Source organism: Cupriavidus sp. C1SS-2L, assembly GCF_057073735.1.
Map to the genome: position 1 here is coordinate 3043735 of NZ_CP172708.1, position 13732 is coordinate 3057466.

12 protein-coding genes are annotated in these 13732 nt (G+C 65.1%); 7 read left to right on the forward strand and 5 right to left on the reverse strand.

The window, feature by feature from the left end; translation table 11 throughout:
* Positions 1–155 precede the first annotated feature (155 nt).
* The 6 genes from ACIGJG_RS14095 (at position 156) to dut (ending at position 7571) form a co-directional block, all read left to right on the forward strand.
* Positions 156–1163, forward strand: a complete 1008-nt coding sequence (locus ACIGJG_RS14095; protein ID WP_041680042.1) for a bifunctional riboflavin kinase/FAD synthetase — start codon at positions 156–158, stop codon at positions 1161–1163.
* 133 nt (positions 1164–1296) lie between these two features.
* Positions 1297–4188, forward strand: coding sequence for an isoleucine--tRNA ligase (gene ileS, locus ACIGJG_RS14100; RefSeq protein ID WP_041679697.1), 2892 nt, complete (start codon positions 1297–1299; stop codon positions 4186–4188).
* Positions 4188–4718: a signal peptidase II gene (lspA, locus tag ACIGJG_RS14105; RefSeq protein ID WP_483672450.1), complete on the forward strand. Its 531-nt coding sequence runs from the start codon at positions 4188–4190 to the stop codon at positions 4716–4718. Before ileS ends, lspA begins: the two co-directional genes overlap by 1 nt.
* A gap of 66 nt (positions 4719–4784) precedes the next feature.
* Complete coding sequence (gene coaBC, locus ACIGJG_RS14110) at positions 4785–5987, forward strand: bifunctional phosphopantothenoylcysteine decarboxylase/phosphopantothenate--cysteine ligase CoaBC (protein ID WP_140953166.1); 1203 nt, start codon at positions 4785–4787, stop codon at positions 5985–5987.
* A gap of 5 nt (positions 5988–5992) precedes the next feature.
* Entirely contained in the window at positions 5993–7018 is a 1026-nt protein-coding gene (locus ACIGJG_RS14115; RefSeq protein WP_483672451.1) for an LLM class flavin-dependent oxidoreductase, read from the forward strand.
* A gap of 52 nt (positions 7019–7070) precedes the next feature.
* Positions 7071–7571, forward strand: a complete 501-nt coding sequence (gene dut, locus ACIGJG_RS14120) for a dUTP diphosphatase (protein ID WP_011298895.1) — start codon at positions 7071–7073, stop codon at positions 7569–7571.
* Positions 7572–7592: 21 nt separating this feature from the next.
* On the opposite strand, the gene ACIGJG_RS14125 is transcribed toward dut, so the two are convergent.
* The 4 genes from ACIGJG_RS14125 to clpS form a co-directional block, all read right to left on the reverse strand.
* Positions 7593–8441: a VOC family protein gene (locus ACIGJG_RS14125; RefSeq protein WP_220631016.1), complete on the reverse strand. Its 849-nt coding sequence runs from the start codon at positions 8439–8441 to the stop codon at positions 7593–7595.
* Positions 8441–9460, reverse strand: a complete 1020-nt coding sequence (locus ACIGJG_RS14130) for a tripartite tricarboxylate transporter substrate binding protein (protein WP_220631017.1) — start codon at positions 9458–9460, stop codon at positions 8441–8443. The genes ACIGJG_RS14125 and ACIGJG_RS14130 overlap by 1 nt, the downstream gene beginning before the upstream one ends.
* A gap of 121 nt (positions 9461–9581) precedes the next feature.
* Positions 9582–11879, reverse strand: a complete 2298-nt coding sequence (clpA, locus tag ACIGJG_RS14135; RefSeq protein WP_011298898.1) for an ATP-dependent Clp protease ATP-binding subunit ClpA — start codon at positions 11877–11879, stop codon at positions 9582–9584.
* Positions 11876–12202 carry an ATP-dependent Clp protease adapter ClpS gene (gene clpS, locus ACIGJG_RS14140; RefSeq protein WP_011298899.1) on the reverse strand — a complete coding sequence of 109 codons (327 nt, stop codon included), beginning with the start codon at positions 12200–12202 and terminating at the stop codon, positions 11876–11878. Before clpS ends, clpA begins: the two co-directional genes overlap by 4 nt.
* A 535-nt stretch (positions 12203–12737) precedes the next feature.
* Here clpS and ACIGJG_RS14145 point away from each other — a divergent pair.
* Positions 12738–12947: a cold-shock protein gene (locus ACIGJG_RS14145; protein ID WP_011298900.1), complete on the forward strand. Its 210-nt coding sequence runs from the start codon at positions 12738–12740 to the stop codon at positions 12945–12947.
* 232 nt (positions 12948–13179) lie between these two features.
* Here ACIGJG_RS14145 and ACIGJG_RS14150 read toward each other — a convergent pair whose 3' ends face one another.
* Positions 13180–13641 (reverse strand): VOC family protein, encoded by a 462-nt coding sequence (locus ACIGJG_RS14150; protein WP_220631018.1) that lies wholly within the window; start codon positions 13639–13641, stop codon positions 13180–13182.
* Positions 13642–13732 lie beyond the last annotated feature (91 nt).

Here is a 13732-nt window from a genome sequence, read left to right on the forward strand (position 1 = left end):
ATATCATGCCGCCTTTTGCGGTATCGCGCCACGGAGGTGGGCCGATTGCGCCACAAATTCAGTGACTTGACGCGGTGGACGGGCACCCGGAAGGGGCAATCGCAACCATTCGCCTTATAATGCTCGCTTTACCCGAAACATTTCCCGCCGTCCCCGTGAAAGTCTTCCGCGGTCTGCCCAACGCCGAGAGCCGGGCGCCCTGCGCGCTCACCATCGGCAATTTCGACGGTGTGCATCGCGGCCACCAGTCGCTGCTTGCGCGCGCCCGCGCGGCGGCCGACGCGCGCGGCCTGCCCCTGTGCGTGATGACGTTTGAGCCGCATCCGCGCGAGTTCTTCACCCCGGACAAGGCGCCGACGCGCATCGCCCTGCTGCGCGACAAGCTCGAAAGCCTGCGCCGCAACGGTGTCGACCGCGTCGTGGTCGAGCATTTCAACGCCCATTTCGCCGGCCAGTCGCCGCAGGCGTTCGTCGAGAACGTGCTGTGGCATGGCCTGCATGCGCGCTGGGTGCTGGTCGGCGATGACTTCCGCTTCGGCGCGAAGCGCGCCGGCGATTTCACTTACCTGCAGGACGCCGGCCGCCGCTTTGGCTTCGACGTCGAGCAGATGGGCTCTGTGTCCGAAGGCGGGATCCGGATCTCAAGCTCGGCTGTGCGCCAGGCGCTGGCCGACGGCGACCTCGAACACGCTCGCCGCCTGCTCGGCCATGGCTACGCGATCAGCGGGCACGTGATCCACGGCCGCAAGCTGGGCCGCGACCTCGGCTTCCCGACGCTGAACCTGCGCATCTCGCACAAGCGTCCCGCAGTCAATGGCATTTTCGTAGTGCAGGTGCACGGCATTGCCGATCATCCGGTACCCGGCGTGGCCAGCATCGGCGTACGCCCGACCATCGAGGATGCCGGCCGGGTGCTGCTTGAAGTTCACCTGTTCGACATCAACGAAAACCTGTACGGGAAGCTGATCCGCGTCGAGTTCATGAAGAAGCTGCGCGATGAGGCGCGTTTCGACAACCTGGAAGACCTGACTGCGGCCATCGCCAAGGACAGCGCCGAGGCACGCGCCTTCTTCGGCCTGACCGCGCCGGACGCCCACACCGGCCGTGCCGAAGGCACTGGCGGCCGCGACTTCGCCACGTCGGCCACCGACCGAATTAGCTAGCGGCCCGGCACCCTGCGGTGCCGGTTCGCGCTCCGCCTCATCCCGACTTTCCTGCGCGCATGCCCGTATCCGGCCCTGCGTGGCCCAAATATGCGGCCCGATGCGCGCCAAACGAATTGCCCCGAGAATCGACATGTCCGACGACAAACGCGCCAAGCCCGAGAAAAGCAAGTATCCGGTCAACCTGCTGGACACCACCTTCCCGATGCGCGGCGACCTGCCCAAGCGTGAACCGCAGTGGGTCAAGCAGTGGCAGGACAAGCAGCTCTACAAGAAAATCCGCGCGGCCCGCAAGGGTGCGAAGAAGTTCGTGCTGCACGACGGCCCCCCGTACGCCAACGGCGACATCCACATCGGCCACGCGGTCAACAAGGTCCTCAAGGACATGATCGTCAAGGCGCGCGGACTGAGCGGCCTGGACGCCGTCTACGTGCCGGGCTGGGACTGCCACGGCATGCCGATCGAGATCCAGATCGAGAAGCAGTTCGGCAAGGGCCTCCCCGTGCAGGAAGTCCAGGCCAAGGCGCGCGCCTATGCCACCGAGCAGATCAAGCGCCAGATGGTGGACTTCGAGCGCCTGGGCGTGCTCGGCGACTGGGGCCACCCGTACCTGACCATGAACTACAGCAACGAGGCCGACGAACTCCGCGCCCTTGGCAAGATCATGGAAAAGGGCTATGTGTTCCGCGGCCTGAAGCCGGTGAACTGGTGCTTTGACTGCGGCTCGGCGCTGGCCGAGGCAGAGGTTGAGTACAAGGACAAGGTCGACCTGTCGATCGACGTGGGCTTCCCGTTCGCCGAGACGGACAAGCTGGCGCACGCGTTCAAGCTTTCGATCGAGCAGCTCAACGCCAAACCCGGCTGGATCGTGATCTGGACCACCACGCCGTGGACGATCCCGAGCAACCAGGCGCTCAATGTGCACCCGGAAGTGGAATACGCGCTGGTCGACACGCCGCGCGGCTACCTGATCCTGGCAACCGAGCGCGTCGAGGAACAGCTCAAGATCTACGAACTCGAAGGCAAGGTCGTGGCCACCACCACGGGCGCCGCGCTGTCGGAGATCCGTTTCCACCATCCGCTGGCCAAGATGGACACCGGCTATGACCGCCTGTCGCCGATCTACCTCGGCGACTACGTGACCACCGACACCGGCTCGGGCATCGTGCACTCGGCCCCGGCCTACGGCGTGGAAGACTTCCAGTCGTGCAAGGCGCACGGCATGAGCGACCACGACATCATCAGCCCCGTGATGGGCAACGGCGTGTACGCCGGCACGCTGCCGCTGTTCGGCGGCCTGTCGATCTGGGACGCGAACCCCAAGATCGTCGAGGTGCTGAAGGCGTCCGGCAATCTGTTCAACTCGCACAAGTACACCCACAGCTACATGCACTGCTGGCGTCATAAGACGCCGATCATCTACCGCGCCACGTCGCAGTGGTTCGCCGGCATGGACGTGGATCCGGTCGAGCAGGACGGCAAGGCCGTGCCGACGCTGCGCGAAACCGCGCTGGCCGGCATCGAAGCCACCGAGTTCTACCCGTCGTGGGGCAAGCAGCGCCTGCACAACATGATCGCCAACCGCCCGGACTGGACGCTGTCGCGCCAGCGCCAGTGGGGTGTGCCGATGGCCTTCTTCGTGCACAAGGAAACCGGCGCGCTGCACCCGCGTACGGCCGAGTTGCTCGAAGAAGTCGCCAGGCGCGTCGAGCAGCATGGTATCGAAGCGTGGCAAACGCTCGACCCGAAGGACCTGCTCGGCGACGAGGCCGACCAGTACGAAAAGAACCGCGACACGCTCGACGTGTGGTTCGATTCGGGCACCACGCACTGGACCGTGATCCGCGGCTCGCACCGCGACGACCTGTACGATCCGTCCGCCGATGAAGCCGACGGCCGCCTTGCGGACCTGTACCTGGAAGGCTCGGACCAGCACCGTGGCTGGTTCCACTCTTCGCTGCTGACGGCCTCAATGCTGTACGGCAAGCCGCCCTACAAGGCGCTGCTGACGCACGGCTTCACCGTGGACGGCGAAGGCCGCAAGATGTCGAAGTCGGTCGGCAACACTGTGTCGCCGCAGGACATCGCCAACAAGATGGGCGCCGAGATCATCCGCCTGTGGGTGGCCTCGACCGACTACTCGGGCGAGCTGTCGATCTCCGACGAGATCCTGAAGCGCGTGGTGGAAAGCTATCGCCGCATCCGCAACACGCTGCGCTTCCTGCTGTCGAATCTGTCTGACTATGACCACAGCAAGCATGCGCTGCCGGCTTCGGAATGGCTCGAGATCGACCGCTACGCCGTGGCGCTGACCGAGCGCCTGCAGAAGGAAGTGCTGTCGCACTACGACTCGTACGAGTTCCACCCGGTGGTCGCCAAGCTGCAGACGTTCTGCTCCGAAGACCTGGGCGGCTTCTACCTGGACGTGCTGAAGGACCGCCTCTACACCACCGCAGCGGACTCGAAGGCCCGCCGCGCGGCGCAGAACGCGCTCTATCACATCACGCAGGCCATGCTGCACTGGATGGCGCCGTTCCTGTCGTTCACGGCCGAGGAAGCCTGGCAGGTGTTCGCGCACGGCACCGGTCACACCGACACCATCTTCACGAGCACGTACTACACGCTGCCCGAAGTGGACCAGGCCGACGACCTGCTGCAGAAATGGCACAGCCTGCGCGAAGTCCGCGCGGAAGTCACGAAGCAGCTCGAGGCGGTGCGCGTGGAAGGCGCGATCGGTTCGTCGCTGCAGGCTGAGGTCAACATCCAGGCCGGAGGCCCGGTGCTGGCCGCGCTGCAGAGCCTGGAGGACGACCTGCGCTTCGTGCTGCTGACTTCTGCGGCAACGGTTACGCCGGCGCCCGAAGCCGGCGACCTGCTGGTCACCGTGACGGCATCGACACATGCTAAATGCGAGCGCTGCTGGCACTACCGCGCCGACGTCGGACAGAATCCGGACCACCCGACCCTCTGCGGCCGCTGCGACAGCAATCTGTTCGGCGCCGGTGAACACAGGAGCCATGCCTGATGGCATCGACCACGTCCCGTTCCGCCCGCCCCGCGCGGCGCAATAACAAGGCGTCGGGCAACACCACGCCACTGCTGTGGATGGCGTTCGCCCTGCTGGTGGTGGTGCTGGACCAGTTCTTCAAGATCGTCATCGTGCGTACGTTCACGTACGGCGAATCGCGCCCGGTGACGCGCTTTTTCAACCTGGTCCTGGTGTACAACAAGGGCGCAGCGTTCAGCCTCCTGGCCGACGCCGGCGGCTGGCAGCGCTGGTTCTTCACCGGGCTCGGCCTCGTGGTCGGCGCGTTCATCGTCTGGCTGCTGTACCGCCATACGGGTCAGAAGCTGTTCTGCTTCGCTGTGTCGCTGATCCTCGGCGGCGCAGTGGGCAATGTGGTCGACCGCGTGGTCTACGGCCACGTGATCGACTTCCTCGATTTCTACGTGCGCAACTACCACTGGCCGGCGTTCAACGTGGCCGACTGCGCCATTACCGTGGGTGCGGTGCTGCTGATCGTCGACGAGCTGCGGCGCGTGCGCAAGCACTAAGCCGCCGCCGGCAGCCTGCGCAGGCTGCCGGTATCATGCCGAAACCCAATCTCTGACGAGCCTTCCATGGATTTGCGCGGCAAGCACATCGTTCTCGGCCTGACCGGCGGCATCGCCTGCTACAAGTCGGCCGAGCTGGTCCGCCTGCTGACCAAGGCCGGCGCCACGGTTCAAGTGGCGATGACCGAGGCGGCGACCCATTTCATCACCCCGGTCACGATGCAGGCCCTGTCGGGCCGCCCGGTGTTCCTGTCGCAGTGGGATGCGCGCGTCGACAACAACATGGCGCACATCGATCTCTCGCGCGAGGCCGATGCCATCGTGATCGCGCCAGCATCGACGGACTTCCTCGCCAAGCTGGCCAACGGGCTCTGCGACGATTTGCTGACCACGCTGTGCATTGCGCGCGACTGTCCGCTGCTCGTGGCACCGGCCATGAACCGCCAGATGTGGGCCGCTGCGCCGACGCAACGCAATGCGGCGCAACTCCGTGCCGATGGCGTCGTCATCCTCGGCCCCGGCAGCGGCGATCAGGCCTGCGGCGAAGTCGGCGACGGCCGCATGCTGGAGCCCGAAGAGCTGGTCGACGACATCATCGCGTTCTTCCAGCCCAAGCCGCTGGCAGGCAAGCGCGTGCTGATCACCGCGGGCCCGACGTTCGAAGCGATCGACCCGGTACGCGGCATCACCAACCTGTCGTCGGGCAAGATGGGCTTTTCGATCGCGCGCGCCGCGCGCGAAGCCGGTGCCGACGTGCGGCTGGTCTCCGGCCCGACTGGCCTGCCCACGCCGCGCGGCGTAGTGCGCAGCGATGTGCGCAGCGCCCAGCAGATGCATGACTCGGTGCTGGCCCAGTTGCACGACGTCGACGTGTTCATTGCGGTCGCCGCCGTGGCCGACTGGCGCCCCGCCGAGGTCGCCCAGCAGAAGCTCAAGAAGGTCAACGATACCGACACCCCGACGCTGCAGTTCGTGCAGAACCCGGATATCCTCGCCACCGTGGCGGCGCGCGCCGATGCGCCCTACTGCGTCGGCTTTGCCGCCGAGAGCGAGAACCTTGAGCAATACGGCGAGCAGAAGCGCCAGCGCAAGGGCGTGCCGCTGCTGGTTGGCAATATCGGCCACCATACCTTCGGGCTCGACGACAACGAGATCGTGCTGTTCGATGCCGCGGGCATGACGCGACTGCCGCGCGCCGACAAGCTGACGCTGGCGCGGCAGCTTGTGGCCGCCATCGGTCAGCGCCTGCCGGGCCGTGCCCACCCCTGACGCGCATGACTGCGAACCGACCCCGGCTGCGCCTGTCCGTGCTCGACCAGAGCCCGGTGATCGCCGGCCATACCGCGCGTGACGCGCTTGCTGCCACCATCGAACTGGCCCAGATGGCCGACGCGCTCGGCTACACGCGCTACTGGTGCGCCGAGCATCACGGCCTGCGCGGCGTCTGCAATCCGGCGCCCGAAGTCATGCTCGCGCGCATCGGCAGCGTGACGCAGCACATCCGGCTCGGCTCGGGTGGCGTGATGCTGCCCTACTACAGCCCGTTCAAGGTTGCCGAGCAATTCCGCATGCTCGAAGGACTGTTCCCGTACCGTATCGACCTCGGCGTGGGCCGCGCGCCTGGCGGCGATATGCGCACTGCACAGGCTGTGGCGATGGGCCAGTATGATCGCGGCTCGCAGTTCGAGGAGCAGGTGCGTGACCTTGCATGCCTGCTGAGCGGCGAGGTCCCTTCCGGCCATCTCGCTGAAGGCGTATTGCTCCAGCCCGTCATCGATACGCGGCCCGAACTGTGGGTGCTCGGTTCGAGCGACTACGGCGGCGCACTGGCCGCAAAGCTTGGGCTGCGGTTTGCCTTTGCGCACTTCATCAACGCGCACACCGGCCACCACGTCGCGCGGCAGTATCGCGAGGACTTCCAGGAAGGCTACGAGGCCAAGCCCTACAGTGCCGCCGCGATCTTCGTGATCTGCGCCCACACTGACGCGGAGGCAGCCGAACTCGAGCGCGCTGTCGACCTGCGCCGCCTGCAGATGGCCTACGGCGTAAATGCGCCGATTCCCTCTCTGGAACAGGCCGGAAGCCACACGCCGACCGAACGCGACCGGCTGATCATCGAGCGCGAACGTCCGCGCACGATCTGCGGCACGCCGGAACGCGTGACCGAGCGGATGCTTGCGCTGCGCGAGCAATTCGCTGCGGACGAACTCGTCGTGCTCAGCGTGACCGCCACCTACGCGGCGCGGCTGCGCACGTACGAACTGCTCGCCGAAGCGTTCGAACTGAATTCCGAAAACTGATGTCGGGCCCGGGCAAGCTGCCCGGCCTGCGACTGACTGAACCGATACAGAAATGAGCCAACAACTGAACCCGACCGTTGAAATCAAGGTCCTCGACGCCCGCCTGAACGAGTGGGGCCTGCCCGCCTACCAGAGCGACATGGCCGCCGCCATCGACCTGCACGCCTGCGTCGATGCGCCCGTGTCCATCGCCGCGGGCACCGCTGCGCAACTGGTGCCGGCCGGCATCGCCGTGCATATGGGCAACCCGTACATGGCCGCGACCATCGTGCCGCGCTCGGGGCTGGGCCACAAGAAGGGGCTCGTGCTCGGCAATTCGATTGGCGTGATCGATGCCGATTACCAGGGCCAGATCATGGTCAGCGTGTGGAACCGCAACGCGCCGGGTACCGAGCCGATCGTGATTCAGCCCGGCGAGCGCATCGCGCAGATGATGTTTGTGCCCGTGCTGCGCCCGGTGTTCACGACGGTAGAAGAGTTCTCGGAGAGCAGCGAGCGCGGCGCCGGCGGTTTCGGGTCGACAGGCGTGCACCACGCCAAGGCCAGCGCCTGAGCGCCGGCTGGCTTCAGTGCATCAGTCCTGCTGCTCGAACAGCAGGGCCACACCTCCGGCGGCATCCGCCGGAATCAGTGTTTCATGCGGCCCCAAGTCCATCGCGGCAACCCCTGCGGAGCGCCATAGCTGGCGCGCCTCCGCCAGCGCGGTAGTGCGCAGGCGGATCGCCGCATAGCCGGGCACGTCGCGCCGGATATGCGACGTGCCGGTCGCGGCCGCCAGCGCCTGCGGCGTGCTGATGACCAGCGTGGCATCGTCGACCGCCAGGCTGCAGATGTGGTCGCTTAGCTGGGTCATCTCGCCGCCGGTCAGTTCGGCATACGCGCGGCCGGCCGCATCCACCAGCGACGGCGCAACCACCAGAAACATCGACGCAATCGCCTGTGCACCATTGGCGTGTCGAATCCATTCCGGCCGCCAGAGTAGTTCAGGCGTACGGTGTTCACAGACGAAGTAGCGCGCGCCCGGCGCGTCGTCGAGCGCCGTGACGCGGAACGTGGCCGCGTACTCGCTGCCATCGTCGAGCACCACGGGACGCGAGAACTCGATCGGGTCCGAGGTGTGCCATCCGCCCTCGCGCAGACGCGCTGCCGTTGCGAACGCATCAGCGCTCTTGCACGACATGGCCGCGCAACCGCCTCCGCGCTGCTGCGCTTCCCAGTAATACTGCCGGCTAGGATTGGGCGCGGTGACGTGCAGCAGTTCGACATAGTCGCGGGCGAGCATGATGCAGTGGTTCTGCGAACCGAGCGTGTGGTAGCCGCGCGGCGTCAGCGTGAAGCCGAGCCGCCGCCAGGCTTGCGCGCCGGCATCGAGATCGAGACAGACCACGACGGCGTGGTCAAACATTTCTGCCTGGTTTGCCATTACTCGAACTGGATATTGGCCTTGCGTGCCACGGCCTGCCACTTGTCGTGCTCGTGCCGCACGAGGTTGCCAAGCTCAGCGGGGCTGCCCCCGACGATTTCGAAGCCCTGCGCTGCCAGTGCATCGACCACGCGCGGCTGGTGCAGTGATTCCACGAGTGCGTCATGGATCCGGCTCACGGTGGCGGGCGCCATGCCCGCCGGGCCGAACACGCCGATCCATGAGTACGCTTCAAACCCGCGCACGCCCTGCTCCGCCACGGTCGGCACCTGCGGCAACTGCTTCAGGCGGCTGGTGCCAGTGACACCGAGCACCTTGATGGTTTTGGCCGCCACATGGGCCTGCACGGCTGCGTAACTGCTGAAGAAGATATCGACCTCGTTCGATAGCACCGCCTGCACGGCCGGCCCACCGCCCTTGTAGGGCACGTGCAGCATGTGCACGCCGGCTTCGGTCGCCAGCGCTTCGGCGGCAAGCTGGTTCAGGCTGCCGATACCGGACGAGGCATAGCGCACGCCGTCGTGCTTCGCCTTGGCGAGCGCGATCAGCTCGCGCACATTCGACGCGGGCAGGGCCGGATTGGCGGCGATCACCAGCGGGAAACGCACGAGCTGCGAAATCGGCGTGAAGTCGCGGAAGGTGTCGTAGGGAAGCTGCTTGTAGGCAAACGGGTTGATGGCGTGGGTGTCGAACGCCATCAACAGCGTATTGCCATCCGGCTTGGCCCGGGCCACCGAACTCGAGGCGAGCAGGCCGCCCGCGCCTGGCTTGTTGTCGACCACAACCGTCTGGCCCAGCAAGGATTTCAGGCCCGGCTGAAGCTGACGCGCCACGATGTCGACGCTGCCACCGGGCGGGAACGGCAGGACCATCGCGATCAGACGGCCGTTCATGGGCAATTCGGCGGGCGCGCTGGCAGCAGTGGCAGCAACGGCTTGCACCGCGGTCAGGGGCGTGGCGGCCAGCGGCAGCGCTTTGAGCAGCATGCGGCGCAGCCGCGTGCGATCGGGACGGGACATCGGGCTTTCAGGAAGGGGCAGCTGGCAGCTGCCTGGACAAAAACAAAGGGCGGCATTTCTGCCGCCCCTGTATTTTGCCCGAGGATGGCCGCAATTGCAGACAATGTCCTCGCGCGCCCGCTCAGGCCTCTGCGCGCTGCTCGCTTTCCGGTGCTTCCGGCGGTTCCGGATCGGCCTCGGAGAAGTCCAGCTTGATCTGGTCCTGCTCGTCGAGATCCACCACGACCTTGCCACCGGACACCAGCTTGCCGAACAGCAGTTCGTCGGCCAGAGCCTTGCGGATCATGTCCTGAATCAGGCGCTGCATCGGGCGTGCGCCCATCAGCGGGTCGAAGCCCTTGCGTGCCAGGAACTTGCGCAGCTTTTCGGTGAAGCTCGCTTCCACCTTCTTCTCGTGCAGCTGCTCTTCGAGCTGCATCAGGAACTTGTCGACCACGCGCAGGATGATTTCCTCGTCCAGCGAACGGAAGCTGATGGTGGCATCCAGCCGGTTGCGGAACTCCGGCGTGAACATGCGCTTGATGTCGGCCATCTCGTCGCCCTGCTGGCGCGACGTCGTGAAACCGATGGTGGCGCGGTTCATGGTCTCCGCCCCCGCGTTCGTGGTCATGATGATGATCACATTGCGGAAGTCGGCGCGCCGGCCGTTGTTATCGGTCAGCGATCCATGGTCCATCACCTGCAGCAGGATATTGAAGATATCCGGATGCGCTTTTTCGATTTCATCGAGCAGCAGCACGCAGTGCGGCTTCTTGGTGACGGCCTCGGTCAGCAGGCCGCCCTGGTCGAAACCGACGTATCCCGGCGGCGCACCGATCAGGCGGCTCACCGCATGGCGCTCCATGTACTCTGACATGTCGAAGCGCAGCAGTTCGATGCCCATGATGAACGCGAGCTGCTTGGCGACTTCGGTCTTGCCCACGCCGGTGGGGCCCGAGAACAGGAACGAGCCGATCGGCTTGTCGGTCTTGCCAAGGCCCGCGCGCGACATCTTGATCGCCGACGCCAGCGCCTCGATGGCCGGATCCTGGCCGAACACCACCGACTTCAGGTCGCGTTCCAGCGTCTGCAGCTTGCTGCGGTCGTCCTGGTTCACGCTCTGCGGCGGGATGCGGGCGATGCGCGAGACGATGTCCTCGATCTCGCTCTTGCCGATGGTCTTCTTCTGCTTCGACTTCGGCAGGATGCGTTGCGCTGCGCCGGCTTCGTCGATCACGTCGATCGCCTTGTCAGGCAGGTGACGGTCGGTGATGAAGCGCGCCGACAGTTCGGCCGCCGCGGTCAGCGCGGAAGACGCGTACTTGACGCCATGGTGTTCCTCGAAGCGCGACTTCAGGCCGCGCAGGATCTGCACGGTCTGGTCCACCGACGGTTCAACCACGTCGATCTTCTGGAAACGCCGCGACAGCGCTGCGTCCTTTTCGAAGATGCCACGATACTCGGTGAAGGTAGTTGCACCGATGCACTTGAGCTGGCCCGACGACAGCGCCGGCTTGAGCAGGTTACTCGCGTCCAGCGTGCCGCCCGATGCGGCGCCCGCGCCGATCAGCGTGTGGATCTCGTCGATGAACAGGATCGCGTTCGGATTGTCCTTGAGCGACTTCAGCACACCCTTGAGGCGCTGCTCGAAGTCACCACGGTACTTGGTGCCGGCCAGCAACGCGCCCATATCGAGTGAGTAGACGGTCGCCTTCTCGAGGATGTCGGGTACCTCGTTCTTGGTGATGCGCCAGGCCAGGCCTTCGGCGATCGCGGTCTTGCCGACGCCAGCCTCGCCGACCAGCAGAGGGTTGTTCTTGCGCCGGCGGCACAGCACCTGCACCACGCGCTCGACTTCGCTCTCGCGGCCGATCAGCGGATCGATCTTGCCGGCCTTGGCCAGCGCGTTCAGGTTCTGCGTGTACTGTTCGAGCGGGCTTTCCTTGCCGTCGCCGCCCTCGCCTTCGCCAGTGCCGTCACCGTGCTTGGCCGGTTCGGACTGATCCTTGCGGATGCCGTGGCTGATGAAATTGACGACGTCCAGGCGCGTCACGCCCTGTTGCTGCAGGTAGTAGACGGCATGGGAATCCTTCTCGCCGAAGATCGCGACCAGCACATTGGCGCCCGTCACTTCCTTCTTGCCGTTGGAAGTCGACTGGACGTGCATGATCGCGCGCTGGATCACGCGCTGGAAACCGAGCGTGGGCTGGGTATCGACTTCGTCGGTCCCCGGAACCACCGGCGTGTTGTCAGCAATAAAATTCTTCAGGCTCGTGCGCAAGTCCTCGATATTGGCCGCGCAGGCGCGCAAGACCTCGGCTGCCGTGGGATTGTCGAGCAACGCCAGCAGCAGGTGCTCCACGGTAATGAACTCGTGGCGTGCCTGCCGGGCCTCAACGAACGCCATGTGCAGGCTCACTTCCAATTCTTGCGCAATCATGCTTCCTCCATCACGCACTGCAAGGGGTGCCCCGCCTGCCGCGCGTGCGTTGACACCAGCTCGACTTTTGTCGCGGCGATATCTCTGGTGTAGATACCGCAGACGCCCTTACCTTCCCGATGCACCGTGAGCATGATCTGCGTCGCGGTTTCCCGGTCCCTGCTGAAATACTGTTGCAGGATCATGACTACAAACTCCATCGGAGTGTAGTCGTCATTGAGCAGCACCACCTTGTACATAGCGGGAGGTTTGAGCTGCTGCTCTTTCCGCTCCAGAATGGTGCCTGCTTCGCGTTGTGGGACATTCGCCAGCCGTGTAGCCATGGCTTTATTCTAACCCTTACTCGCAACTCTGCAATTTGGGGAACAGTTGCAGGATTCAAGAGCCGTGCCACCTGTTTCCATCTGCTTCCCCGACGATCAAGAAGCGCCAAAGGCACTGCAAAGCACGTGGCTGGTGCACATGTGCAGGCTACCGCTGGCGCGCTCCGCACTACCGTGCGCACCCCCACACGGTACCATCAGCCGCCGTCCCATTCCCGCCACACCCTGCCGCGAGTGGGGAATCCGCCAGCTTGACAGTAGATGGGTTTGCCAGAAAAATCGGTCGCACATCCGGTACAGGCCAGCGAGCCAAGCAAAAAGGCCACGCCGGGTGATCCGTGAGCAGGGAGGCCCACGAATCCAGTGGCGGCATTTCGGGCAGGCAACTGCCAGATCCGTCGCCGCGCGAGACATCATGCCGCGTCATTGCCGACCGCATCCGACAGGAAGCGGCCGCCATGGCGCCGCAGCGCTTGTCATCCGGCTGGCCGCAGGCATCCCCGCTTTGAAATCTGCAATTTCGTTGGGGGAGTATATGGCAAGCGGTATCGTCAAATGGTTCAATGACGCCAAGGGCTTCGGGTTCATCAAGCCGGACGAAGGCGAAGAAGAACTGTTTGCGCACTTTTCGGCTATCCAGATGGCGGGCTTCAAGACGCTCAAGGAAGGTCAGCGCGTCTCGTTCGAGGTCGTGCAAGGCCCCAAGGGCAAGCAAGCCACGAACATCCAGGACGCCTCGGCCTGAAGTGCGCCGCGACCGCACCCGGGCCGACAGAGTTCCGGGGTGGTCACCAAGGATGCGGGGGGAACTCCCCCGGAACGGGATCCGCGCAGGTTGTGCCGCCGCCCTCAGGGCTGCGGAGGTGCCATGGCACGGACTCAGCTGCACGCTACCGCATCCGACAGAAAGCCCGGCTTCGTGCCGGGCTTTCTGCATTTCTTTTCTGCATCTCGTACCTGTGATAACGGGGCGCAGATCAGGCCCAGCCCTCGATCTTCAGCCCGCTGGCCTGCTCGGCCTCTTCCCGGCTGACCTTTCGCACGGTCTGGCCGAAAGTCCAGACATGGCCTTCCGGATCGCGGGCGGTATAGGCGCGATCGCCGTAGAACTGATCCTCCGGCTCGCAGATGATCACTGCGCCGGCCGCACGCGCGCGCTCGCAGTGCGCATCCAGCCCTTCCTGAAGGTGGACATGGATCGACTGCGTGTTCTTGCCGTTCACGCTGGCGGGGCTCGCCGTGAAATCAGCCCATTCGCTACCCACCATCAGGTAACTGTCCCCGAAACGCATCTCGGCATGCGCAAGCTTGCCCCGGTCGTCGGTGATGACCATGGTGCGCGTGAAGCCGAACGCCTGCTCCAGCCAGTCCAGCGCGCCCAGCGGTTCCCTGTAGAACACTGCCGCGCCGAGTGCGGCGCGGCGAAACGGGTCTTCCATTTGTTGGCTCCTTACACTGTCGGACACCCTGACGTTCTAGGCAGCCGGCATCGCGCAGACAAGAAAAAAAACCCCGGCAGCCTCATCGCTT

Excerpts from the sequence above, each read along its gene's own strand:
- ileS (WP_041679697.1), top strand. The coding sequence starts at position 1,297 with ATGTCCGACGACAAACGCGCCAAGCCCGAGAAAAGCAAGTATCCGGTC.
- lspA (WP_483672450.1), top strand. The coding sequence starts at position 4,188 with ATGGCATCGACCACGTCCCGTTCCGCCCGCCCCGCGCGGCGCAATAAC.
- coaBC (WP_140953166.1), top strand. The coding sequence starts at position 4,785 with ATGGATTTGCGCGGCAAGCACATCGTTCTCGGCCTGACCGGCGGCATC.
- ACIGJG_RS14115 (WP_483672451.1), top strand. The coding sequence starts at position 5,993 with ATGACTGCGAACCGACCCCGGCTGCGCCTGTCCGTGCTCGACCAGAGC.
- dut (WP_011298895.1), top strand. The coding sequence starts at position 7,071 with ATGAGCCAACAACTGAACCCGACCGTTGAAATCAAGGTCCTCGACGCC.
- ACIGJG_RS14125 (WP_220631016.1), bottom strand. The coding sequence starts at position 8,441 with ATGGCAAACCAGGCAGAAATGTTTGACCACGCCGTCGTGGTCTGTCTC.
- ACIGJG_RS14130 (WP_220631017.1), bottom strand. The coding sequence starts at position 9,460 with ATGTCCCGTCCCGATCGCACGCGGCTGCGCCGCATGCTGCTCAAAGCG.
- clpA (WP_011298898.1), bottom strand. The coding sequence starts at position 11,879 with ATGATTGCGCAAGAATTGGAAGTGAGCCTGCACATGGCGTTCGTTGAG.
- clpS (WP_011298899.1), bottom strand. The coding sequence starts at position 12,202 with ATGGCTACACGGCTGGCGAATGTCCCACAACGCGAAGCAGGCACCATT.
- ACIGJG_RS14145 (WP_011298900.1), top strand. The coding sequence starts at position 12,738 with ATGGCAAGCGGTATCGTCAAATGGTTCAATGACGCCAAGGGCTTCGGG.
- ACIGJG_RS14150 (WP_220631018.1), bottom strand. The coding sequence starts at position 13,641 with ATGGAAGACCCGTTTCGCCGCGCCGCACTCGGCGCGGCAGTGTTCTAC.